The sequence below is a fragment of the Streptomyces sp. NPDC030820 genome (genome assembly GCF_055572075.1).
The window spans coordinates 60,849-82,100 of record NZ_JBVIEB010000014.1; the positions used below are offsets into that span (position 1 = coordinate 60,849).

General features: G+C 71.5%; 21 protein-coding genes and 1 pseudogene. 11 read left to right on the plus strand and 11 right to left on the minus strand.

Annotated features, from left to right (window positions below; genetic code table 11):
• The first annotated feature begins 29 nt into the window (after positions 1 to 29).
• Genes ACZ418_RS32930 through ACZ418_RS32940 form a run of 3 tightly spaced genes read left to right on the plus strand, consistent with a single transcriptional unit; the run spans position 30 to position 3,616 of the window.
• Positions 30 to 1,544, plus strand: a complete 1,515-nt coding sequence (locus ACZ418_RS32930) for an IucA/IucC family protein (protein ID WP_468370441.1) — start codon at positions 30 to 32, stop codon at positions 1,542 to 1,544.
• Positions 1,545 to 1,553: 9 nt separating this feature from the next.
• A complete protein-coding gene (locus tag ACZ418_RS32935) occupies positions 1,554 to 2,816 on the plus strand; it encodes a VWA domain-containing protein (RefSeq protein ID WP_468370444.1) in 1,263 nt (420 codons plus the stop codon).
• Positions 2,816 to 3,616, plus strand: coding sequence for a hypothetical protein (locus ACZ418_RS32940; RefSeq protein WP_468370447.1), 801 nt, complete (start codon positions 2,816 to 2,818; stop codon positions 3,614 to 3,616). Before ACZ418_RS32935 ends, ACZ418_RS32940 begins: the two co-directional genes overlap by 1 nt.
• A gap of 48 nt (positions 3,617 to 3,664) precedes the next feature.
• Here ACZ418_RS32940 and ACZ418_RS32945 read toward each other — a convergent pair whose 3' ends face one another.
• Positions 3,665 to 4,291 carry a winged helix-turn-helix transcriptional regulator gene (locus tag ACZ418_RS32945; protein ID WP_468370450.1) on the minus strand — a complete coding sequence of 209 codons (627 nt, stop codon included), beginning with the start codon at positions 4,289 to 4,291 and terminating at the stop codon, positions 3,665 to 3,667.
• Positions 4,292 to 4,372: 81 nt separating this feature from the next.
• On the opposite strand from ACZ418_RS32945, the gene ACZ418_RS32950 reads away from it, so the two are divergent.
• From ACZ418_RS32950 to ACZ418_RS32980, 7 genes and pseudogenes are all read left to right on the plus strand, one after another.
• On the plus strand, positions 4,373 to 5,584 hold the full coding sequence (locus ACZ418_RS32950; RefSeq protein WP_468370453.1) for a pyridoxal phosphate-dependent aminotransferase: 1,212 nt from the start codon (positions 4,373 to 4,375) through the stop codon (positions 5,582 to 5,584).
• A 178-nt stretch (positions 5,585 to 5,762) separates the two neighbouring features.
• Positions 5,763 to 7,541 carry a trypsin-like serine peptidase gene (locus tag ACZ418_RS32955; protein ID WP_468370456.1) on the plus strand — a complete coding sequence of 593 codons (1,779 nt, stop codon included), beginning with the start codon at positions 5,763 to 5,765 and terminating at the stop codon, positions 7,539 to 7,541.
• 96 nt (positions 7,542 to 7,637) lie between these two features.
• A pseudogene (locus ACZ418_RS32960) lies at positions 7,638 to 8,802 on the plus strand (serine hydrolase domain-containing protein).
• A 35-nt stretch (positions 8,803 to 8,837) separates the two neighbouring features.
• Positions 8,838 to 9,437, plus strand: coding sequence for a histidine phosphatase family protein (locus tag ACZ418_RS32965; protein ID WP_468370459.1), 600 nt, complete (start codon positions 8,838 to 8,840; stop codon positions 9,435 to 9,437).
• Positions 9,438 to 9,556: 119 nt separating this feature from the next.
• Positions 9,557 to 10,180 carry a hypothetical protein gene (locus ACZ418_RS32970; protein ID WP_468370462.1) on the plus strand — a complete coding sequence of 208 codons (624 nt, stop codon included), beginning with the start codon at positions 9,557 to 9,559 and terminating at the stop codon, positions 10,178 to 10,180.
• Positions 10,181 to 10,232: 52 nt separating this feature from the next.
• The gene (locus ACZ418_RS32975) at positions 10,233 to 10,655 is read left to right on the plus strand and encodes an acyl-CoA thioesterase (RefSeq protein WP_468370465.1); all 423 of its coding nucleotides are present in this window, start codon (positions 10,233 to 10,235) and stop codon (positions 10,653 to 10,655) included.
• An 81-nt stretch (positions 10,656 to 10,736) separates the two neighbouring features.
• Complete coding sequence (locus tag ACZ418_RS32980) at positions 10,737 to 11,357, plus strand: 3'-5' exonuclease (RefSeq protein WP_468370467.1); 621 nt, start codon at positions 10,737 to 10,739, stop codon at positions 11,355 to 11,357.
• On the opposite strand, the gene ACZ418_RS32985 is transcribed toward ACZ418_RS32980, so the two are convergent.
• From ACZ418_RS32985 to ACZ418_RS33030, 10 genes are all read right to left on the minus strand, one after another.
• Positions 11,305 to 11,931 (minus strand): TMEM175 family protein, encoded by a 627-nt coding sequence (locus ACZ418_RS32985; RefSeq protein ID WP_468370470.1) that lies wholly within the window; start codon positions 11,929 to 11,931, stop codon positions 11,305 to 11,307. The two genes, ACZ418_RS32980 and ACZ418_RS32985, sit on opposite strands and share 53 nt — an antisense overlap.
• Before the next feature lie 62 nt (positions 11,932 to 11,993).
• Positions 11,994 to 13,361 (minus strand): nucleobase:cation symporter-2 family protein, encoded by a 1,368-nt coding sequence (locus tag ACZ418_RS32990; RefSeq protein ID WP_468370472.1) that lies wholly within the window; start codon positions 13,359 to 13,361, stop codon positions 11,994 to 11,996.
• A 728-nt stretch (positions 13,362 to 14,089) separates the two neighbouring features.
• Positions 14,090 to 15,475, minus strand: coding sequence for an 8-oxoguanine deaminase (locus ACZ418_RS32995; protein WP_468370475.1), 1,386 nt, complete (start codon positions 15,473 to 15,475; stop codon positions 14,090 to 14,092).
• 69 nt (positions 15,476 to 15,544) lie between these two features.
• Positions 15,545 to 15,748, minus strand: a complete 204-nt coding sequence (locus ACZ418_RS33000) for a hypothetical protein (RefSeq protein WP_468370478.1) — start codon at positions 15,746 to 15,748, stop codon at positions 15,545 to 15,547.
• Between the two features lie 59 nt (positions 15,749 to 15,807).
• Positions 15,808 to 16,731 carry a factor-independent urate hydroxylase gene (gene pucL / locus ACZ418_RS33005; protein WP_468370481.1) on the minus strand — a complete coding sequence of 308 codons (924 nt, stop codon included), beginning with the start codon at positions 16,729 to 16,731 and terminating at the stop codon, positions 15,808 to 15,810.
• 5 nt (positions 16,732 to 16,736) lie between these two features.
• Positions 16,737 to 17,132, minus strand: coding sequence for a hydroxyisourate hydrolase (gene uraH / locus ACZ418_RS33010; RefSeq protein WP_468370484.1), 396 nt, complete (start codon positions 17,130 to 17,132; stop codon positions 16,737 to 16,739).
• A 4-nt stretch (positions 17,133 to 17,136) separates the two neighbouring features.
• On the minus strand, positions 17,137 to 17,649 hold the full coding sequence (gene uraD, locus ACZ418_RS33015) for a 2-oxo-4-hydroxy-4-carboxy-5-ureidoimidazoline decarboxylase (RefSeq protein ID WP_468370487.1): 513 nt from the start codon (positions 17,647 to 17,649) through the stop codon (positions 17,137 to 17,139).
• A 127-nt stretch (positions 17,650 to 17,776) separates the two neighbouring features.
• Complete coding sequence (locus ACZ418_RS33020; protein WP_468370490.1) at positions 17,777 to 18,145, minus strand: helix-turn-helix domain-containing protein; 369 nt, start codon at positions 18,143 to 18,145, stop codon at positions 17,777 to 17,779.
• Positions 18,142 to 18,390 carry a YkoF family thiamine-binding protein gene (locus ACZ418_RS33025; protein ID WP_468370493.1) on the minus strand — a complete coding sequence of 83 codons (249 nt, stop codon included), beginning with the start codon at positions 18,388 to 18,390 and terminating at the stop codon, positions 18,142 to 18,144. Before ACZ418_RS33025 ends, ACZ418_RS33020 begins: the two co-directional genes overlap by 4 nt.
• A gap of 532 nt (positions 18,391 to 18,922) precedes the next feature.
• On the minus strand, positions 18,923 to 19,951 hold the full coding sequence (locus ACZ418_RS33030) for a 6-phosphofructokinase (RefSeq protein WP_468370496.1): 1,029 nt from the start codon (positions 19,949 to 19,951) through the stop codon (positions 18,923 to 18,925).
• Between the two features lie 282 nt (positions 19,952 to 20,233).
• Between ACZ418_RS33030 and ACZ418_RS33035 the strand changes: the two genes are divergently transcribed.
• Positions 20,234 to 21,220 (plus strand): lytic transglycosylase domain-containing protein, encoded by a 987-nt coding sequence (locus ACZ418_RS33035; RefSeq protein WP_468370743.1) that lies wholly within the window; start codon positions 20,234 to 20,236, stop codon positions 21,218 to 21,220.
• The last annotated feature ends 32 nt before the right edge of the window (positions 21,221 to 21,252 follow it).

The following is a 21,252-nucleotide window of genomic DNA, read 5'->3' on the forward strand; positions in this document are numbered from 1 at the left end:
CCGTGCCGCGTGTACCCGAGGAGCCGACCGTGCACCGTCCCCCCACCGCCGAGGCCCAGGTCGCCGAGGAGCTGGCCGCCGTCCGGCCCGGGCTGCTGCCCCGGTACACGGCGGAACTGCCGGGCGCCCGCGCCGCGGTGCTGACCCGGCTGTGGCGGGCGCTGGCCCATGAGCCGCTGCCGTGGGTCACCGGCCGGGTGCACGGCGCCCACAGCCTCGCGCTGCGGCTCGCCGACGGCCGGACGCTGTACGGGCCGCACGCGGACCCGTACGCCACGAGCGCGTACGTCACCGGCGTCCGCCTGGACCGGGAGCACCAGGTGGATCCGGCCGGACTGATGACCGCCCTCGGCGTGCCGCACGGTGCCGCGTTCGCGGCGGAACTGGACGGCAGCGTCGCCTCGTTGGCGCTGTCACGGGCCGACGGGGGGCATCCCGAGGAGTGGCCGGATCGGGACTGGGAGTGGGAGCAGCGGGTGACCGACGGGCATCCGTACCACCCGGGCTGCCGTTCCCGGCCCGGTTTCTCGGTGGCGGACCAGCTGGCGTACGGCCCCGAGCACCGGCCCGTCGTGGGGCTCGGGACGGTGTCGGTGCCGGCGGACGAGTGCCTGCTGACCGGGGACTGGCCGCAGGAGCTGCGGGACGGCGAACGGCTGCTGCTGCCGGTGCACCCGTGGCAGGCGGACCACGTCCTGAAGCGGTCGTACGCCCCCTGGCGCCCGGCCCGCCCCCTGCTCTCCCTGCGCACGCTCGCGCTGCCGCAGGGCCCGCATGTGAAGACCGCGCTCAGCGCCCGGCTGACGTCCTCCGCGCGGGACATCTCCCCGTACTCGGTCCAGGCCGCCGCGCCCCTGTCCGCGCTCGGCGAGGAGCTGGCGGCCCGCACCGAGGGCCTGCTGCACATCACCCGCACGCTGGGCGCGGTCTCGGCCCACTCCCCCGACCTGGCCGCGCTGCTGCGGGAGTCGCCCGAGGTGTACGCCGGTCCGGGCGAGCGGGTCGTCCCCGTGGCCGCGCTCGCCACGACCGGCCTGCCCGGCTCCCCCGCCTGGCTGGCCGCGTTCACCCGGCTTGCGCTGACCGTGGGACTGCGCCTCCTCGACCTCGGCGTGGCCCTGGAGGCGCACGGCCAGAACCTGCTGGTGATCCTGGCGGCCGACGGCACCCCGCTGCGGCTCGTCTACCGCGACCTCGCCGACATCCGGATCAGCCCGGCCCGTCTGACCCGGCACGGCATCACCCCGCCACCGCTCACCGGCCGTCTGATCACCGACGACGAAACGGCCCTGCGCCGCAAGCTGTTCGGCTCCCTGGTGGCGGGCGCCCTGGCCGGTACGGCGGGTTCGGGCCCGGCACTGGGAGCGGCCCTGTCGGCCGCCGTACCGGACCTGCCGGGCACCCCCGACCTGGCCGCCCTGCATGAAGGCCCGCTGCCCGCGAAGGCGTTGACGCTGATGCGGCTGACCCCGCAGACCCCGGGTGACCAGTGGACCTCCCTGCCGAACCCGCTCGTTTTGGAGCCGGGCGCCTCTGATCAATAAGATCCGCCGATGATCACAAGACAACGGCTGGCGGCGGGCGTCTGTGCTCTCCTCGCCGCCCTGGCGGCCGGGATCGCGTTCCCCGGCGGGGCCGTCGCCGATGAGACGGAGCAGCCCGCTCCCAAGGTCGAACTGGTGCTGGACGTCAGCGGTTCCATGCGGGCGCGGGACATCGACGGCGACTCGCGGATGGCCGCGGCGAAGCAGGCGTTCAACGAGGTGCTGGACGCCACCCCGCAGGAGGTCCAGCTGGGCATCCGCACGCTGGGTGCCAACTACCGCGGCAACGACCGCAAGGAGGGCTGCAAGGACACCGCGCAGCTCTACCCGGTCGGCCCGCTGAACCGGACCGACGCCAAGACGGCGGTGGCCACGCTGCAGCCCACCGGCTGGACACCGATCGGGCCCGCGCTGCTGAAGGCGGCGGACGATCTGAACGGCGGCGCGGGAACCCGCCGTATCGTCCTGATCAGCGACGGCGAGGACACCTGCCAGCCGCTCGATCCCTGCGAGGTCGCCCGCGAGATAGCGGCCAAGGGCATCGGTCTGACCATCGACACCCTCGGTCTGGTGCCGGACGCCAAGACCCGCGACCAGCTCAGCTGCATCGCGGACGCGACCGGCGGCACGTACACCGACGTACGGCACAAGCAGGAACTGTCCCGCCGCGTCGGGCAGTTGGTGGACCGGGCGGCCGATCCGGTCGTGACGCCGGTGGCCACCCAGGGCGCCGCGCAGTGCGAGGCGGCGCCGGCGCTGAAGTCCGGGCTGTACACGGACCGTGAGGAGTTCGGTCAGCAGCGCTGGTACAAGGTCGACGTCGACCCGGGCAAGGAGCTGCGTGCCTCGGTGAGCGTGGCCGACGACCGCGCCGTCAACCCGGACTACGGGGTGCTGCTGCGGGCGGTGACCGTGCACGGACGGGAGATCGTGCGCGGCGAGGCCGCGGGCGACGGCCGTACGGACGTCATCTCGACGGGGCTGCGCTACCCGAAGCCGGAGAGCGACGACGACACGGCGACGGCGGAGACGGTGTGCCTTCAGGTCACCAACTCCTTCTCGGCCGCGCCGGGCGTGAAGACCACGCCCGGCCTGCCGCTGGAACTGACGGTCGATGTCGTGGACGGGCCGTCGGGGCACCATGACGTGGCCTCCTTCGGCCTCGGGCGCGGCTGGTGGCTGCTGGGCGCACTGGTGCTGGTCGGCTTCCTCGCCGGTCTGCTGTGGGGCTGGCTGTCGCGCTGGCGGGTCTCGGTCTGGAGGACGAACTGATGCGGATCACACAAGTGCTGGGTGCCGCACTGCTGGCACTCGGGATGGCGGCCGGACCGGCAGCGGCCGACTCCTCCCCGTCCCCCAGTGCCTCCGCCGGCGGCCAGGCACCCACCCAGGCGGGCACCTCCTTCCGCACGGCGACGGAGATCCAGCAGGGGCAGCAGGCCACGGCGTCCGGTTCGACGGGCGACTACCTGTACTGGTCGTTCCCCGCGGACACCGGGCAGCGGCCCACCGTCAAGGCGACGGTGAAGCTCCCTGCCACGCACGGTACGCAGACCTGGCAGATCGACGTGTACGACGGGCTGCGGCGCCGGCAGGCCTGTCAGTACGGCGCGGCGAGCCGTACGGCCGGGCAGGACACGTCCTCCGTCGAACTGGCCTGCGTCCTGCGGACCGTGCGCGGTTGGTCGGAACCGTGGGCCAACGACCCGCTGCCGGGCACGTACTACATCCGGCTGACCGTCGTGGACCTGGGTTCCGCCGACCTGGGCAAGCCGGTCGGCGTCGAGGTCCGCGCCGACTCCAAGGACATCGGCGGCGCGGCGGCGGTGGACGGCTCGCTGGGCCAACCGCTGGTTCCCGGCATCGCCGTCAAGTCGCTGGGAGGCGGGGGCGGTTCGAAGGCCGCGGTGCTCTCCAGCTTCGGCTCCGACGACGGCTGGTCCTCCGGGTGGTGGTCCGACCGGTGGGTGTGGACCGCGATCGGGGGCGTGCTCGCGGCTCTCGCCGGTATTGGCGGGTATGCGTTGACGCGGGGGTCCGGTCGGCCGTCGCGGGTGCCGACCGACGTGTGACTCGACGTGCTGAAGGCCCGCCTCCGGCGGGCCTTCACCTTTCCGTTCTCACATCTCCCGCAGCGCCTTGGCCGGCGTGCCGTCGCCGGTCACCGTCACCCGCCCGTCCCGTACGGCGTCCCTCAGGCCCAGCTCTCCCCGGGCCACGGCCGCGCAGGTGGCCGCGTCCATCGTCAGGCGGGCGTCGGGCTCGCCCGGTGCCGGCCCCTCGCCGTACACCGGACCCTCCTCCGCGCCGACGCGCAGATGGAAGTCCCCTTCCTCCAACCGGACTTCGACCAGGCCCTCCCCCTCCAGACCCCGCAGCAGCGGCAGGGCGAACCAGTGGGCGCGGACCGCGTCGGTCGGCCGCCGCTCTCCCAGGTCCGCCTCGCCCCAGCGCCCGAGCGCCTGGAGCACCGGCAGCAACGCACGCCCGCGCTCGGTGAGTTCGTACACGTAGGCCGCGCCGGGCGGAGGCAGCCTCCGGCGCGTCGTGAGGCCGTCGCGCTCCATGTCCTTCAGCCGGGAGGCGAGTACGTCCGTGCTCACGCCGGGCAGGTCCGCGTGCAGGTCCGTGTAGCGGCGGGGGCCGGCCAGCAGTTCGCGGACGATCAGCAGGGTCCAGCGGTCGCCGACGAGATCGAGGGCGCGGGCTGCGGAGCAGTACTGGTCGTAGCTTCGGCGTGGTGACATGCGACGCAGTCTAGACAAGATGTTGGACTTTCCAAGCGTCCACTTGGTAAAACCAAGCAACACCAGTTTCCGGAGGGGCGCATGGAGTTCCGGCAGTCGAACAAGCTCAGCGAGGTCTGTTACGAGATCCGCGGCCCGGTGATCGAGCACGCCAACGCGCTGGAGGAGGCGGGGCACAGCGTGCTGCGCCTGAACACCGGCAACCCCGCGGCCTTCGGCTTCGAGGCGCCGGAGGAAATCCTCCAGGACATGATCCGGATGCTGCCGCAGGCGCACGGTTACACCGACTCCCGCGGCATCCTCTCCGCCCGTCGCGCGGTCGCCCAGCGCTACCAGACCCTCGGCCTCGACGTCGGCGTGGACGACGTGTTCCTCGGCAACGGCGTCTCGGAGCTGGTCTCCATGGCGGTACAGGCGCTGGTCGAGGACGGCGACGAAATCCTCATCCCCGCACCGGACTTCCCGCTGTGGACCGCCGCGACCACCCTCGCCGGCGGCAAGGCGGTGCACTACCTGTGCGACGAACAGGCCGACTGGAACCCGGACCTGGCCGACATGGCATCGAAGATCACGGACCGCACGAAGGCCGTGGTCATCATCAACCCCAACAACCCCACGGGCGCGGTGTATCCGAAGGAGGTCGTCGAGGGCATCCTCGACCTCGCCCGCCGGCACGGCCTGATGGTGTTCGCGGACGAGATCTACGACCAGATCCTGTACGACGACGCGGTCCACCACTCGGCCGCCGCCCTCGCCCCCGACCTGGTCGTCCTCACCTTCTGCGGCCTGTCGAAGACGTACCGGGTGGCCGGCTTCCGGTCCGGCTGGCTGGTGGTGACGGGCCCCAGGCAGCACGCGAAGGACTATCTGGAGGGCCTGACCATGCTGGCCTCCATGCGTCTGTGCGCCAACGCGCCCGCCCAGTACGCCATCCAGGCCGCGCTCGGCGGCCGCCAGTCCATCCGCGAACTGACGCTGCCCGGCGGCCGGTTGTACGAGCAGCGCAACATCGCCTGGGAGAAACTGAACGAGATCCCCGGCGTGTCCTGCGTGAAGCCCAAGGGCGCGCTGTACGCGTTCCCGCGCATCGACCCCAAGGTGCACAAGATCCACGACGACGAGAAGTTCGTCCTCGATCTGCTGTTGCGCGAGAAGATCCAGGTGGTCCAGGGCACCGGCTTCAACTGGCCCTCCCCCGACCACTTCCGCATCCTCACCCTGCCGCACGCGGAGGACCTGGAGGCGGCGATCGGGCGGATCGGCCGGTTCCTCGGCGGGTACCGGCAGCATTAGCCCGTCCGGCGCCGCCTGTGCGAAGATCGTCCCGCATGATCAGGGGGAACCGGCGGGAGGGGCGGGTACACCGGCCTTCGGTGCGCGTCTGACCAGCGTCGCGCCGCTGTTCTCCCTGGCCGGATTCCATGTGACCAGGGGGAGCAGGACTTTGTCGTACCGAATACGTTGGACGGCCGTGGCCGTGGCCATGGTGTGCGGGGCGGCGGCCGGGCTCGCGACGCCGGCCGCGCAGGCGGCGTCGCCCGCGCCGCCGGGGCCGGCCGCGGGGCAGGAGGCCCGGCAGGCAGCGCGGTTCTGGACCGCACAGCGCATGGCGGACGCCCGGCCACTGGACGCGGCGCGGGTGGCGCCGAGCGGGCCGGGGCAGTCGGTCGCGGCGGCCGGCCGGCCGCAGGGCACGATGTTCGGCGGAAGCCGCCTCGTAGGAACCTTCTTCGGGTCCGACGGGCCCGGTGGCACCACCTGGCACTGCACCGGCAGTGTGATCGACACCCCGGCGCGCGACATCGTCCTCACCGCGGCCCACTGCGCCCTGAGCATGAAGGGCGACTATGTCTTCGTCCCGAAGTTCGTGAAGGGGGCCGGGCCCGACCAGCAGCCGTACGGCATCTTCCACATCCAGCGGATCTTCATCGACCCCCGGTACGTGCCCGACAAGGGGTCGTCGACCACCAAGAAGCCCGCGTCGGACCTGGACACCGCGTTCGCCAGGGTCTCCGCCAACCAGCGCGGCCAGAGCCTCCAGGACGCGGTCGGCGGCGGACTGACCTTCACCCGCGCGAACGGCTACGCCCACAAGAACGTGACCGTCGTCGGCTACCCCTCCTACCGGCACAACAGCGCCGGACGCGCCATCAAGTGCACCGTGCCGACCAGCCAGCTCCCCGGTTACCGGCAGATGTCGATGACCTGCGGCGGCTACTACGGCGGTGTGTCCGGCAGCCCGTGGATCACCGACTACCAGGACGGCGCGGGCACCGGCCATGTCATCGGCGACCTCGGCGGCTACAACGGCGGCGGCAACGACGCGGACGTCGACTACATCAGCTACGCCCCGGCGTTCGGCGACGACGCAGCCAACCTCCTCGCCGACGCCGTGGCGAACCAGGACCCGCCCGCAAACCTGCCGCCGTACCAGGGCCTGCAGCTGCCCGGTGGCGCGGCCCGCTGGCAGAAGGCCGCGCTGCTGGCCTCGGCCGACTACACCGGCGACCACCTCGGCGATCTGCTCGTCGTCTGGTCCGACGGCGGGGTCACGCTGTACCCCGGGGACGGGCAGGGCGGGTTCGGGTCCGAGAAGCGGCTGCTGAAGGCCAACTCGACCTGGACGCACGCCCGGAGCATCACCGGCGGGACCTTCGGCGGCGGTACCCGGCCGGGCCTGCTGGTCCGCTGGTCCGACGGCGAGGTCACCCTGTACCCGGACCTCGGCGCCTCGGGGGTGGGCCGCGAGGTCCAGATGGCGAAGCCCGACTCCGACTGGAAGAACGTCGTACAGCTCACCGCCGGGCAGTTCCACGGAGCCCAGGGCGCGACCGATCTGCTGGCGCGCCGGTCCGACGGCAGCCTGCTGCTGTACACCGGGATCCGCTCCGGCTCCTTCGGCACCGGAAAGCGGATCCTCGCGCCGAACGGCACCTGGACCAAGGCCGCGCTGCTGACCGGCGGCGCCCTCAAGGGCACGGCCGGCGCGGACCTGCTCGTGCGCTGGTCCGACGGCTCGCTCGACAGCTTCACCGGCGTCTCGGCCGCCGGGCTCGGCACCCGCTCCCGGCTGCGCGGCCCGAGCGGCACCTGGCAGCACGCCCAGGTCATGACCGCCGGCGACCTCACCGCCGACCACACCGGCAACGACCTCGTCGTGCGCTGGTCCGACGGCGAGACCTCGCTGTACGGCAACACCGGCACCAAGGCCCTCGGCACCGAGAACACCCTGGTCCCGCCGGGCACGTGACCGAGCCTGCGGGTTCGTGCACCCATCGGGGAATGCCCGGCGGCGGCCGTCTGTTGACGGTCTCCGCCGGCCATCACCGAACAGGGGGAACGACGCATGCCGATCGACGTGCACGGAACGGTCGCGGAGGGATTCGAGGGCGTACGCGAGGAGTTCGCGGCGGTGCTGGCCGAGGAACGGGACGACCCGGGCGCACAGCTCGTGGTGTACCGGCACGGGCACCGCGTGGTGGACCTGTGGGGCGGCGAGCGACGGCATCGACGGGGACTCGCTGACGACCCTGTACTCCATCGCCAAGGGCGCCGCACACCTGGTCGTCGCCCTGCTGGTGCAGGACGGGGTGCTCGACCTGGATCGCGAAGTCGCCGCGTACTGGCCGGAGTTCGGCGCCCATGGCAAGGACCGGCTGACGCTGGGCGAGCTGCTGGAGCACCGCGCCGGACTGGTCAGTGACGCCGAACAGGCCTTCACCATCGAGGAGTTGGCCGACGACCGGATCATCGCGGCCCGGCTGGCGGGGCGCGAGCCGCTGTGGGAGCCGGGCACCGCCTGGGGCTACCACGCCTTCGTCATCGGCGCTCTCACCGGCGAGGTGGTGCGCCGGGTGACCGGCCGGTCCATCCAGGAACTGTACGAGGAGCGGATCCGGGCGCCGTACGGCCTCGACTACTACCTGGGGCTGCCGGCCCACGCGGAGCCGCGCTGGGTGGATGTGCAGCCGCTGCTGCCGACCCCGGAGGAGGCCGTACTGCTGAAGGAGCGGGCGGTGGCCCCGGACAGCATCAGGGGCATCGCCTTCAACGCGCACGGGCCGGAGCCGACCGACCTGGTGGCCTTCGGCAATCACCCCCGGGTGAAGGCGCTCGGGCCGACCTCCTCGGGCGGCGTGGGCAACGCGCGCGGGGTCGCCGGGATGTTCGCCGCGGCCATCAGCACCGTCGACGGCCGGCCGCCGCTGCTCACGCCCGCGACCGCGGCCCTGTTCGGTGCGCTGCGCACCCCGGGCGGGCCCGACCTGGTCACCGGCAGCGAGAACCACTTCGCGCGCGGCTTCGAGCACACCCCCGCGCTCTACCCGTTCCTCGACGCCGGCACCTTCGGGCACAGCGGCGCGACCGGCTCGCTGGGCTTCGCCGACCCGGCGAACGGCCTCGCGTACGCCTACACCCGGCGCCGTTTCTCCTTCCCCTCCGGGGTGGGCGCCGCCCCGGAGAACGGCCGTCTGGCCGAGTCCGTCCTGCGGGCGGCGGGCTCCCTGTGACACCGTGCTGACAGGCGAGCGGGAAGGGCGCTGACGTGGGTGACCTCTTTCTCGTCCGGCACGGTGAGACCGAGTGGTCGCGGTCCGGACGGCACACCGGCTGGACCGACGTACCCCTCACCGAGCACGGGCGGGAGGAGGCGCGCCGGCTGGTGCCGCTGATCCGCTCGCACCGGATCGGCGCCGCGTTCGTCAGCCCCCTGCAGCGGGCCCGGGAGACCGCCGAGCTGATCGGGATCCCGGACGCGCGGGTCGACGCCGACCTGCGCGAGTGGGACTACGGCGGGTACGAGGGCGTGACCACCGTGGAGATCCAGCGCAGCCGGCCGGGCTGGTTCCTGTTCACGGACGGGGTCGCGCCGGGGCCGCCGGACCATCCGGGCGAGACCCCGGAGCAGGTCGGCGAGCGCGCCGACCGGATGCTGGGCAAGGTCGACGCCGCCCTCGCCGATACCGAGGGCGTCGTCGTGCTGATCGCCCACGGCCACTTCCTCCGCGTCCTCACCGCCCGCCGCCTCGGCCTCCGGCCCCAGCACGGGGCACTGTTCCAGCTGGCGACCGGGACACTGTGCCGGCTGGGCACCGAGCACGAGCGGCCGGTGGTGGCGGGGTGGAACATCCGGCCGCAGGAGTAGGGCCCGAGCGCGGGGCCTGGATGCGGGCGACGGTCGCGTTGTCAGACCCGCGCCGTACTCTGCGAATGGGCCGTCCGACGGGCGGCCCGGACAGGGCACGGGACCGGAAGGAGCGCGCCGTGAGCCGACCGCCGACCGCCGCGCAGCGGCGGGTGATCGAGGCCGCCGATCCGGTGACCGGGCGGCTGCGGGGTACGGAGGCGCAGCTGGCGGCGCTGGTGAAGCGCGGTCTTGCCTTCCGGCACCCGAGGCCGCCGCACGAGCACTTCCTGACCCCGGCGGGGCATCGCATGAGGGAGGCGGTGCCTGAGGCGGAGACGGCGAAGCCCGCTGCGGACACCGGGGTGTTCGCGGCGCGGATCGGCGGCGAGGAGGAGCCGCCCGTGGACGGTCCGGCGCGGCTGCGTGAGGTGCACAGCGCCTGGCAGGGGCTGCTGGAGCTGCGCCGGATGACCAACCCCGGCGGCACGGTGGACCGGCCGTGCGGCTGGGAGCGGGCGCATCTGGTGCGGGCGGCGGCGCTGGCCCTGGAGGCGGCCGGGCATCCTCCGGCGAGCGGGAGCGCGGACGGTTACCGGGTGCGGGCGACCCCGCAGCCGGAGGCGGTCGCCGTGTACGCGCCGGACGCGGAGCACCTGGCGGCCTGCGCGGCCACGCTGGAGCGTGCGGGCTGGCAGGCCGGCGAGTACACCGAGCCACGCACGAGAGTGCGCTATCTGCTGGCCTCGCCCCGCCGGGTGTGAGCGGCGTGCCAAGATCGACCGACCGGAGATCCGAACGCGAGAAGGGCAAGCAGTGTCCGAACCGTTTTCCGTCCGTGTGACCGTCCGCGGCTACGAGACCGACACCCAGGGACACCTCAACCAGTCCGTGTACCTCAACTACGCGGAGCACGCCCGCTGGTCGCTGCTCCAGGCGGCCGGCATCAGCCAGGCCCGGCTGGTGGGCCGGGGGGTCGGTCCGGTGGCGCTGGAGACGACCATCCGTTTCCGGCGCGAACTGCTCGCCGGTGACGAGGTCGACGTGACCTGTGAGTTCGAGTGGGGCGGCGGCAAGACCTTCCGGATCGTGCAGGAGATACGCAAGACCGACGGCACCCTGGCGGCCGAGGTCAGCGCGGTGGGCGGCCTGCTGGACCTCAAGGACCGCAAGCTGGTCACCGACCCGCGGGAGGTGTTCAAGGAACTGACGACGGACCTCACCCTGTTCGGTCTGTAGGCGGCCCTTCGACTGCCAGGCGGGCCCGCGCGCCTGAATCGGGATGCGCGGCAGCGGCCGCGGCTGCCATGCTGCGGGACCATGCCCGCACGACGCATCAAGCCCAGCCGCTGCATCTCCGTCGACATCGAGGCCGACGGGCCGATCCCGGGGCCGTACTCCATGCTGAGCATCGGCGCGGCCGTGGCCGGCACGCAGGACGCCGACGGCTTCACCGCGGCGGACCCGGAGGAGCAGACCTTCTACCGCGAACTGCGGCCGATCTCCGAGGACTTCGTCCCCGAGGCGCTGGCGGTGAGCGGCCTGGACCGGGAGCGGCTCACCGTGGAAGGCGCCGAACCTGCCGTGGCGCTCGCCGAGTTCAGCGCGTGGGTGCGGGAGGTGAGCGCGGGCGCGCAGCCGGTGATGTGCGGCTACCCGGCGTCGTACGACTGGACGTTCCTGTACTGGTACCTGATCCGGTTCACCGGTGAGAGTCCCTTCGGGCACTCCGGCTGTCTGGACATGAAGACGCTGTACGCCACCAAGGCCGGGCTGCCGCTGCGGGCGGTGGCCAAGGGCACGATGCCCCGGCATCTGCTGTCCCAACGCCGGCACACATATCACGCCCTGGACGACGCGATCGAGCAGGCGGAGTTGCTGGCGAACCTCATGGCGTGGCCCGGTCCGGGTCCTGGCGCGTCGGTACCGCGATCTGGTTGAAGCCGTAGTAGAGGGCGAGCAGGCCGTGCGCGGCCAGGGTGAGGGGAGCGGAGACGAAGGCGAGGGCCACCGTCAGGGGGTAGCCGAGGGAACCGAGGGCGAAGCGGGCCCGGGTGGCCCGGGCCGCCGCGGTGTCCACGCGCGCGTCGAAGAGGTGGCCGGTGCGGGTGAGATGCCACCACAGGGCCTGGAAGGTGAGGGCCATGGCGACCATGACCAGGCTGTAGACCGCGGCGGCCGCGTGCGAGGCGGCGCCCTCGCGCAGATACTCGGCGAGCATGGCGGTCGGCCAGGGCACGGCGGCCACGACCATCAGCACCAGCAGGTTCAGGAACATCAGCGGCCGGTCGACCCTGGCGACGTAGCTGAACAGCTGGTGGTGGTTGACCCACATGATGCCGATGACCAGGAAGCTCACCACATAGGCGGCGTACGACGGCCACTGCGCGCCGATCGCGTGCCACAGGCCGCCGTGGTCACCCGTCTTCGGCACCTTGATGTCCAGGATGAGCAGGGTGATGGCGATGGCGAACACCCCGTCGCTGAAGGCCTCGACCCGGCCGGACTCGTTCATGGCCCAAGACTGCCGCACACACCCGTGCGGGGCACGGCGATTGCCGTGCCCCGCAGTGGTGTTCAGTGGGTGGGCGTGAGTTCCTGCCCCGCCTCCATCGGGTGCGTGACGTCCTCCGCCTCCTTGCCCTTGCCGATGTGGTTGAAGAGAAGGTTGAGGACGACGGCCGTCACACAGCCGGTGGAGATGCCGGAGTCCAGGACGATCTTCGCGGTCTCGGGGAAGGCGTGGTAGAAGTCCGGCGCGGTGATCGGGACGATGCCGACCGCGAGGGAGACGGCGACTATCAGGACGTTGTTGTCCTTCTCCAGCCCGGCCCGGACCAGGGTCTGGATGCCGCTCGCGGCGACCGAGCCGAACAGGACGACGCCGGCGCCGCCGAGGACCGGGCGGGGTACGACCGCGATGAGGGAGGCGGCCGTCGGGCACAGGCCCATCAGGACGAGGAAGCCGCCGCCGACGGCGACGACGAAGCGGCTGCGGATCCGCGTCATCGCGACGAGGCCGATGTTCTGCGCGAAGGCGCTGCACATGAAGCCGTTGAACAGCGGGCTGAGGGCGGAGCCGAGGGTGTCGGCGCGCAGGCCGGCCGCGATGGTCCTCTCGTCCGCGGGGCGTTCGACGATCTCGCCGAGCGCCAGCATGTCGGCGGTGGACTCCGTCATGGAGACGACCATCACCACGCACATCGACAGGATCGCCGCGATGTGGAAGGTCGGGGTGCCGAAGTGGAAGGGGGTCGGGAAGCCCACGACGGCGGCGTGGGCGACCGGGCTGAAGTCGGTGACGCCGAAGGGGATCGCGATGAGCGTGCCGAGGACCAGGCCGAGCAGGACCGCGATCTGCTTGACGAAGCCACGGGTGAACCGGCGCACCAGCAGCACGACGAGGAGGGTGATGCCGGCCAGGGTGAGGTTGGTCGTCGAGCCGTAGTCGTGCGCGGCGGGGTTCGGCCCCTGGGCCCAACCGAAGGCGACCGGGAGCAGGGAGACGCCGATCAGGGTGATGACCGAGCCGGTGACGACGGGCGGGAAGAAGCGGACGGCCTTGCTGAAGAAGGGGGCCGCTATGAAGCCGAGGAGGCCGGCCACGATGACCGCGCCGAAGATCATCGGCAGGGCGTCGGACTTGTCCTTGGCGGACGCCACGATCGCCGTCATGGGGGCGACACCGGCGAAGGTGACGCCGTTGACGAAGGGCAGGCGGGCGCCGATCTTCCAGAAGCCGAGGGTCTGCAGGAAGGTGGCGAGCCCGGCGGTGAACAGACAGGCTCCGGTGAGGAAGGTGAGGTCTTTGCCGGACAGGCCTACGGCCGCGCCGACGATCAGGGGTGGGGCGACGACTCCCGCGTACATGGCGGCCACGTGCTGCAGGCCGCTGGTCGCCATTTTGAGGGCGGGGAGTTTCTCGTCAACGGGATGGGCGGCCACGGCGGCTCCTCCGAGCGGCTAACACGTCTTTGTATACGTGGGTTTCATGGAGGTGGTGCGTGTGGTCGTGCGGGACCAGGACGGGGTGGCGCTTGAGCGGGTCGAGCGGTGACCGTTCCGGGGCGCGTGCGTCCACACGCGCCCCGGAGACGGCTGCCGTGGACCCCGCTCGGGTCCACGGACCCCGGTCGAGAGCCGTCCCTCCCGACCGGAGCGTTCCGGCGAGCCGCCCCAAGAGGCGCCCACCGCGTCTTCCGGCACGCCGCCCGTGTCGGGCAACCTGCCAAGTCCTCCGGCACGCCACCCACACGGGGCGACCTGCCAAGTCCTGCGGCGAGCGCCCCTGCGAGGCGACCGCCAGGTCTTCCGGCGGGCCCCCGCAAGGGGGAACCGCCGTCGTGTCCGGCAGGCCGGGCGCATGCTCCCGACCGCCGAAACCTCCGGCGGGCCCTTGCGGGACAGCCGCCGAGGCCGCCGGCGAGCCGACCGCGGGGCCGCCTGCCAAGTCCTGCGGCGAGCGCCCCTGCGGGCGCATGCTCCCGACCGCCGGGGCTGCCGGTAAGCCGATCTGGGCGAGGCCACCCGTACGGGGCGACCGCCAGGTTTGTCTGCGGGCCGCTGGGGGCGGTCGCCGAGGGGGTAGGCGTACCCCCGTGCGGGCGGGTTCGCCGAAGGTGTTCGGTGGGCCGGGTGTATGCGGGGCCGGCCCACCGGCGTGTGGGTGGGGATCAGGCCTGGGCCGTGATCCGGGCGAGGCGCTGGGCCTCCTCGCGGGTGGTGCGGGCGATGGCGTCCTCGTCGACGGTGGTCAGACGGCCGTCCGTGACGATCTGCTCGCCGTTGACGAAGGACGCGGTGACCGGCGCCGCCGCGCCGAAGACCAGCGCGGTCACCGGGTCGGCGATGGAGGCGTGGGCGAGGGTGTCCATCTTCCACAGCACCACGTCGGCCAGCTTCCCCGGCTCCAGCGAGCCGATCTGGTCGGCCCGGCCGAGGACCTGGGCGCCGCCGTAGGTGCCGAGCCTGAGCGCCTGGCGGGCGTTCAGCGCGGCCTCGCGGTGGGCGCCGAGCCGGTTGATCAGCAGGGCGTTGCGCAGCTCGGTGTGGAGTTCGCCGGACTCGTTGGAGGCGGTGCCGTCGACGCCGAGGCCCACCGGGACGCCGGAGGCCAGCATGTCGGGGACACGCGCGATGCCGGCCGCGAGGCGGGCGTTGGAGGACGGGCAGTGGGCCACACCGGTCCTCGTCCGGGCGAACGCGGCGATGTCGGAGTCGTTCATGTGGACGCAGTGCGCCATCCACACGTCCTCACCGAGCCAGCCCGTGGACTCGAAGTAGTCGGTCGGGCCCATCCCGAACAGCTCGTGGCAGAACTTCTCCTCCTCCACGGTCTCCGAGCCGTGGGTGTGCAGCCGTACGCCCAGCCGACGGGCCAACTCCGCGCCTTGCTTGAGGAGTTCGGTCGACACCGAGAACGGGGAGCAGGGGGCCACGGCCACCTGGGTCATGGCGTCGAAGGAGGCGTCGTGGTGCTTCCGCACCGTCTCCTCGGTCGCCGCGAGCGCGCCCTCCAGCGTCTCCACGGCGAAGTCCGGCGGCAGGCCACCGTCCTTCTCGCTGCGGTCCATCGAGCCGCGGGCCAGCGTGAACCGGACGCCCATCTCGGCGGCGGCCCGGATGATCGAGCCGGACAGGTCGCCGGAGCCGTGCGGGAAGACGTAGTGGTGGTCCATGGCGGTGGTGACACCGCCGCGGGCCATCATGGCGAGGGAACCCTGTGCGGCCGTGTATGTCATCTGCTCGTCGATGCGCGCCCAGGTGGGGTAGAGCGCGACCAGCCAGTTGAACAGGTTGTGGTCGGTGGCGAGGCCGCGGGTGATCCACTGGTAGAAGTGGTGGTGGGTGTTGACCAGACCGGGCGTGGCCAGGTGGCCGCTCGCGTCGATCCGGCGCACCACGTTCTCAAGGCCCTCGGGGGCCTGGCCCGCGCCGACCGACTCGATGCGGTTGCCGACGAGGACGAGGTGTCCGGAGGCGTACTCGGTGTCGCCCGCGTCCACGGTCGCGATCGCGCAGTTCTCGATGACGATGCGCTGGGCTGCCGATGGTGCCATCGTGCTTCCTTGTCTGTCAGTGGCGGTCCGTGGGCGGGGAGGCGTCCACGGGGAGGGCACGGCAGGACCCTAGGGGGATTTGAGTGCCGGAGCCGGTCCGCGGCTCCGGGTGCCGAGATGGTGGAAGAACGGGTTGAGCGGGACCGCGGCGGGGACGAGCCGCGTCGGGCAGAGCTTTTCGTCCACCGGGTGCACGGACGTGACGGTGTCCTCCATGTGCACCGGCGGGGTGGAACAAGGGGTGTGGGCCGACCCCTTCGCAGGCTGTGCCATGGTGTTCCCTCCGGTGTGGCCTGTCCCCGGCCGGCCGGGCCGGGGACACGCGTCCCGCGTCAGAGGTTGGTGAGGTCCACCGGGATCTTCGGCTCACAGCCGTCCCGGAGGATGGTCGCCTCGATCAGGCCGTAGGGCCGGTCGGCGGCGAAGTAGACCTCGTTGTCGTTCTTGAGCCCGAAGGGCTCCAGGTCGACCAGGAAGTGGTGCTTGTTCGGCAGCGAGAAGCGGACCTCGTCGATCTCGCTGCGGTTGTTGATGATGCGCGCACCCATCTGGTACAGCGTCTGCTGCAGCGAGAGGGAGTAGGTCTCGGCGAAGGCCTGGAGCATGTGCTTCTTGACCTGCTCGTAGGACTTCTCCCAGTTGGGCATCTTCTGCTCGTCGTCGGTCCAGTTGAACCGCCAGCGGCCGGAGACCGAGGTCGCCAGGATCCGGTCGTACGCCTCCTGCAGGGTGGTGTACTTGTCCTTGACGTAGCCCCAGAACTCCGAGTTCGTCGAGTTCATCACCGTCAGGTCCCTCAGGCCGGAGACGACCTCCCACTTCTCACCGTCGTAGGTGACCTGGGTGAGCCGGGTCTCCTGGCCCTTCTTCACGAACGAGTGCTTGACCTCGTCCGCGCCGATGAACCTGGAGTTGGCGTCGGAGGTCTCGATCCGCTCCCAGGCGTACTCCTCGATGCGGATCCGGGCGCGGTGGATCGGCTCCTGCGAGGTGACGAAGTGTCGGGCGAGGTGGATGCCGAACTGCTCGGCGGACTCGATGCCGTACTCCTTGGCGAACGCGAACACCGTGTTCTTGGTGGTGTCGGTCGGCAGGACGTTGGCGTTGGAGCCGGAGTAGTGGACCTCGTCCATGTCGCCGCTCAGGGCGACGGAGACGTTGAGGTCCTTGATGTGGTGGGTGGCGCCGTCCCGCGTGATCTTTACGACTCGGTTCTCGGCCTTGCCGTACTGGTTCTGTCCCAGGATCGTGGGCATTTCTGCTAGCTCCCTCGGTAAACGGAGTAGCCGAACGGGTTGAGCAGCAGCGGTACGTGGTAGTGCTCGCCCGGTACGACGGCGAACATGATCGCCACCTCCGGGAAGAACACGGCCGGTCCGCTGTCCCGATTCGCGGGGGCGTCCTGCTGCGCATCGGCTTGCTTCTTCTCGAAATACGGCTCCACCGCGAAGTCGAGCCGTACGTGTGTGGTCCCCTCCGGCAGGGCCGGCAGGTCCTTGCACCGGCCGTCGGCGTCGGTCGCGGAGCCGCCGAGCGCCTGCCAGTCCGCATCGCGGCCGGCGCGGGCGGAGAGCTGGACGGCGACGCCCTCGGCGGGGCGGCCGATCGAGGTGTCCAGGATGTGGGTGGACACGGAGGCGGTGGTGCTGGTGCTCATGGTGTCAGGCGTCCTCTTCGACGAGTCGGGCCAGTCGGATGCGGTTGATCTTGCCCAGCTCGGTGCGGACGATCTCCCGCTCCTGCTCCGGCGAGTTCCCGATCCGCTCCCGGACCGCGTCGCGCATCTGCTCACCGGTGCGGCCGGTGGCGCAGATCAGGAACACATGGCCGAACTTCTCCTGGTAGGCCAGGTTGAGTTCGAGCATCTCGGCCCTGAGTTCCTCGGCGGCGCCGGCCATGCCGGCCTGCTCCCGTGCGGAGGTCGGGTCCCCGGGCTTGGGGCGTCCGATCGGCGGGTGCCCGGCCATCGCCTCCTCCAGGTCCGCGGTGCCGAGCACGGCCATGGCGGCGTCGCTGGCGGCGTAGAGCGCGTCGGCGGTGGCGTAGGGGCGGGCGGCGAGCAGTCGCCGGGCCCACTCGGTGGAGGCACACGCCTCGTGGAGGGCGGCGAGGGCCGCGCGCTCCTCCAGATCGTTGAACCGGGCCAGGCCCGGGGGCGTGGAAGTCGAAGTCACGGGAGCCTCCGTGGCCGGATCCGGCCTTCGTGCTGAACGGGCTGCGAACAGCTAACGCCCTCCGAAACACAACGTCAACACTTTGTTGAAAATTCGGCCGCGCCGCTACGGATCCCGTGGCGGCGGCTCAGGCACCCTTCTCCCGGTTCAGGTAGTTGTAGACGGTGAAGCGGCTGACCCCGAGCGCGCTCGCCACGGTTTCCACGCCGTGCCGCACGGCGAAGGCGCCGCGCGCCTCCAGTATCCGTACGACCTCCTGTTTCGCCTTGCGGTCCAGGTCGGCCAGCGGCCGGCCCTGTCTGCGCTCCATGGCGGCCAGTATGTGGTCGAGGGAGTCGGCGAGCTGGGGCAGCCGTACGGCGACGACGTCGGCGCCCTCCCAGGCGAGGACGACGTCCTCGGGGCCGGCCTCGTCGGGCGGGATCATCTCCCCGCCCATGGCGTCGACCAGCGGTTTCACGGCCGCGATGAAGGGTTCGTCACCGGTGCCGGTCATTCGCCCGCTCCGATCACGTTGACCTGCAGCGAGATCCGGGTGGCACCGGCTTCCAGGGACTTGCGCAGCAGCGCCTGCACGGCGGTCAGCACCGCGTCGGCGCCGCCCTCCGCCGTGTTGCCGAAGGGACCGACGTCCACCGCGTCCAGCTCTGCCGCCTCGATCACCTCGCGGGCCGCCAGCGCGTGCGCGGGCGCCTCGTCCAGGTCGAAGGGCTCGGTCGTGAACTCCACTCTCAATCGCATTAAGCCCCCAAAACGCCCGCCTGACCTGCACCTTCAGCCCCATCACCCACTGCGGGCACATCAGGGGACAACGGGATGGCATCGATCGACTGCTCCACAGCTGCGATGCACCGCAGGCCGGTCAATTTCCCGGCGACGGAGCGGGTTCGCCCGTCACGAGGCGACCCTAACCGACCGGAACGCGCCTCTGCCCCACCTGTGACCCAGGAGCTGCCGCGCCAGAGACACGTGCGCGTGATCATCGGGAGGTGACGTGCGGAGACCGCGGGCAAAAAACAGTCCCCGGTAGTGCTGCACGTGTCCTGAAGCTTCAGTCGTCACTGCCGCTTCGGTATCGCGCCGGCTTGCCGGGGGCCTAAACCACATCTTGTCCAAGTCACTCCGCCGACTAGACGTCGTCACCAGCTTCGTGACTCTTCCGGTGTTGTGGCCTAGTAATCAGCCTGTATAAGTTTCACCCCATGTCAATACTCTTTTGGTAAATTTTTCGGACAAATCAGAGGTGCCTGCGTGACGCCACCACGTGGCGGCGTCAGGTGCCGAAGAACACGTCGAACTCCGTGTACAGCTCTCGGGGGACCCGCTTGGTCGCCTTCGTCGCGTCAGCAAGCGGGATACGTACGATGTCCGTGCCGCGCAGAGCCATCATCGTGCCGAAGGCGCCGTCCTTGACGGCATCCACGGCATGCAGACCGAAGCGCGTGGCGAGCCACCGGTCATACGCGCTCGGCGTGCCACCGCGCTGGACGTGACCGAGAACCGTCGTGCGGGCCTCCTTCCCGGTGCGGTGCTCGACCTGCCGGGCCAGCCAGTCACCGATCCCGGACAGGCGCACGTGCCCGAACTCATCGCGCGACTCGTCCTTGACCATCATCTGTCCGGCCTTGGGGACCGCTCCCTCCGCCACGACGACGATCGGCGCGTAGTTGATCTCAAAACGCTTCTCCACCCAGGCGCACACCTGGTCGAGATCGAACTCCACCTCCGGGATGAGGATGGCGTTCGCGCCCCCGGCGACGCCGGCATGCAGCGCGATCCACCCGGAGTGACGTCCCATCACCTCGACGACGAGTGTGCGCTTGTGGGACTCCGCGGTGGTGTGCAGGCGGTCGATGGCCTCGGTCGCGATGGTGACGGCGGTGTTGAAGCCGAAGGTGTAGTCAGTGCCGCCCACGTCGTTGTCGATGGTCTTGGGCACACCCACCAGGTTGACGCCGGCGTCGGACAGTGCGGCTGCAACGCTGAGGGTGTCCTCGCCGCCGATGACGACGAGAGCATCGATCCTGTGCGCGCCGAGGGTGTTCCTGATGCGGTCGATGCCGTCTTCGAGCCGGAGGGGGTTGGTGCGGGAGGAGCCGAGAATCGTGCCGCCGAGCGGAAGGATTCCGCGCACGGCCTGGACGTCCAAGGGCACGGTCACGTCCTTGACCGCGCCGGCCCACCCGTCGACGATCCCGACGAACTTCCAGGCGTATTCCTGCGCGCCTTTGCGTACGACACTGCGGATCACCGCGTTGAGACCGGGGCAGTCCCCACCCCCGGTCAGCACTCCCACCCGCATGATCGTTCTCCCTTGCCTACCCGGCCTTGGGCGGAGCCGGTGCCCGTGTGGAGATCTGTCTCCAGCTTGAACCCAGCCGAGACGCAGTGCACGGTGTGGCCCCCCTTCATCGGCTCCCGAGGATGCGGAGCGGACCAGCGTGCGGACTCGTGCGACGGACCGGCCGTCCGGCCGCGTAGAGCGGACGACGGATCCATTCGGGGAGGGGACTGAGCAGTGACAGTGCGTGAGCTCAAGGGAGCGTTGCGGGGTGCCAGGGGTACGGCGATCGCGGCGGCGGCGATGGCCGCGCTGACCGCCTCGCAGGCGCCGGGGGCGGTTTCGGCGCGGGCCACGGAGTCCGCGCCGCAGGTTGCAGCCGCCGCCGAGAAGGGGCCCAGCGTGTCCGGTGACACGCCCTACCGCACCGATCTGCCCCCGCTGCGCACCCGGGAGCGGGCCTCGGCACAGGCCGTGCCGGGCGGCGCCCTGCCCGCGACGGTGTTCGCCGCCTACCGGCGTGCCGAGGAGGAGCTGGCGCGCACCGCGCCCGGCTGCCGGCTGCGCTGGCAGCTGCTGGCCGCGATCGGCCAGGTGGAGTCCGGGCAGGCGCGGGGCGGCCGGGTGACCCCGGACGGTACGACCGTGACGCCCGTCCTCGGTCCCCGGCTGACCGGCGGCGCCTTCGCCGTCGTACCGGACACCGACGGCGGCGCGTACGACGGGGACGCGGTGTACGACCGTGCGGTCGGCCCGATGCAGTTCATCCCGTCGACCTGGGCCCGCTGGGGCGCGGACGGCAACGGCGACGGGCGCGCGGACCCGGACAACGTGTACGACGCCGCGCTCGCCGCCGGCCACTACCTGTGCGCGGGCGGCCGGGACCTGTCGGACCCCGCCGACCTGGACCGGGCGATCCTCGGCTACAACCACTCGGACGCCTATCTGCGCACCGTCAAGGCCTGGTACGCGTACTACCTGACGGGACACCGGGTGGTGCCGGACGCGCCCACCGGGTCCGGCGCCGGGTCCCCCGACCGGCCGAAGACGTCAGGCCCGAAGGCCGCAGAGCCCTCGCCGAAGCCGACGGCCGACCGGAGGCCGGCCCGCCCGGGCCCTTCGCGCACCCCATCGGCACCACCCGCCTCGCCCTCCCCCGCCCCGTCCCGTACGGCCGCCGCCCCGACGGAGTCCGGGACGCCCCTGGTTCCCGTCCCCGAACCGACCCTCACCCTGCCCGGCGGCGGTGTGCTGTCCGACACAGCCCCACTGACCACGGGCAACAGCTAGAACACGATGGGCGTCGCCCCCTCCACAACCGC

Excerpts from the sequence above, each read along its gene's own strand:
- ACZ418_RS32935 (WP_468370444.1), top strand. The coding sequence starts at position 1,554 with ATGATCACAAGACAACGGCTGGCGGCGGGCGTCTGTGCTCTCCTCGCC.
- ACZ418_RS32940 (WP_468370447.1), top strand. The coding sequence starts at position 2,816 with ATGCGGATCACACAAGTGCTGGGTGCCGCACTGCTGGCACTCGGGATG.
- ACZ418_RS32945 (WP_468370450.1), bottom strand. The coding sequence starts at position 4,291 with ATGTCACCACGCCGAAGCTACGACCAGTACTGCTCCGCAGCCCGCGCC.
- ACZ418_RS32950 (WP_468370453.1), top strand. The coding sequence starts at position 4,373 with ATGGAGTTCCGGCAGTCGAACAAGCTCAGCGAGGTCTGTTACGAGATC.
- ACZ418_RS32980 (WP_468370467.1), top strand. The coding sequence starts at position 10,737 with ATGCCCGCACGACGCATCAAGCCCAGCCGCTGCATCTCCGTCGACATC.
- ACZ418_RS32985 (WP_468370470.1), bottom strand. The coding sequence starts at position 11,931 with ATGAACGAGTCCGGCCGGGTCGAGGCCTTCAGCGACGGGGTGTTCGCC.
- ACZ418_RS32995 (WP_468370475.1), bottom strand. The coding sequence starts at position 15,475 with ATGGCACCATCGGCAGCCCAGCGCATCGTCATCGAGAACTGCGCGATC.
- ACZ418_RS33000 (WP_468370478.1), bottom strand. The coding sequence starts at position 15,748 with ATGGCACAGCCTGCGAAGGGGTCGGCCCACACCCCTTGTTCCACCCCG.
- pucL (WP_468370481.1), bottom strand. The coding sequence starts at position 16,731 with ATGCCCACGATCCTGGGACAGAACCAGTACGGCAAGGCCGAGAACCGA.
- uraH (WP_468370484.1), bottom strand. The coding sequence starts at position 17,132 with ATGAGCACCAGCACCACCGCCTCCGTGTCCACCCACATCCTGGACACC.
- ACZ418_RS33020 (WP_468370490.1), bottom strand. The coding sequence starts at position 18,145 with ATGACCGGCACCGGTGACGAACCCTTCATCGCGGCCGTGAAACCGCTG.
- ACZ418_RS33025 (WP_468370493.1), bottom strand. The coding sequence starts at position 18,390 with ATGCGATTGAGAGTGGAGTTCACGACCGAGCCCTTCGACCTGGACGAG.
- ACZ418_RS33030 (WP_468370496.1), bottom strand. The coding sequence starts at position 19,951 with ATGCGGGTGGGAGTGCTGACCGGGGGTGGGGACTGCCCCGGTCTCAAC.
- ACZ418_RS33035 (WP_468370743.1), top strand. The coding sequence starts at position 20,234 with ATGGCCGCGCTGACCGCCTCGCAGGCGCCGGGGGCGGTTTCGGCGCGG.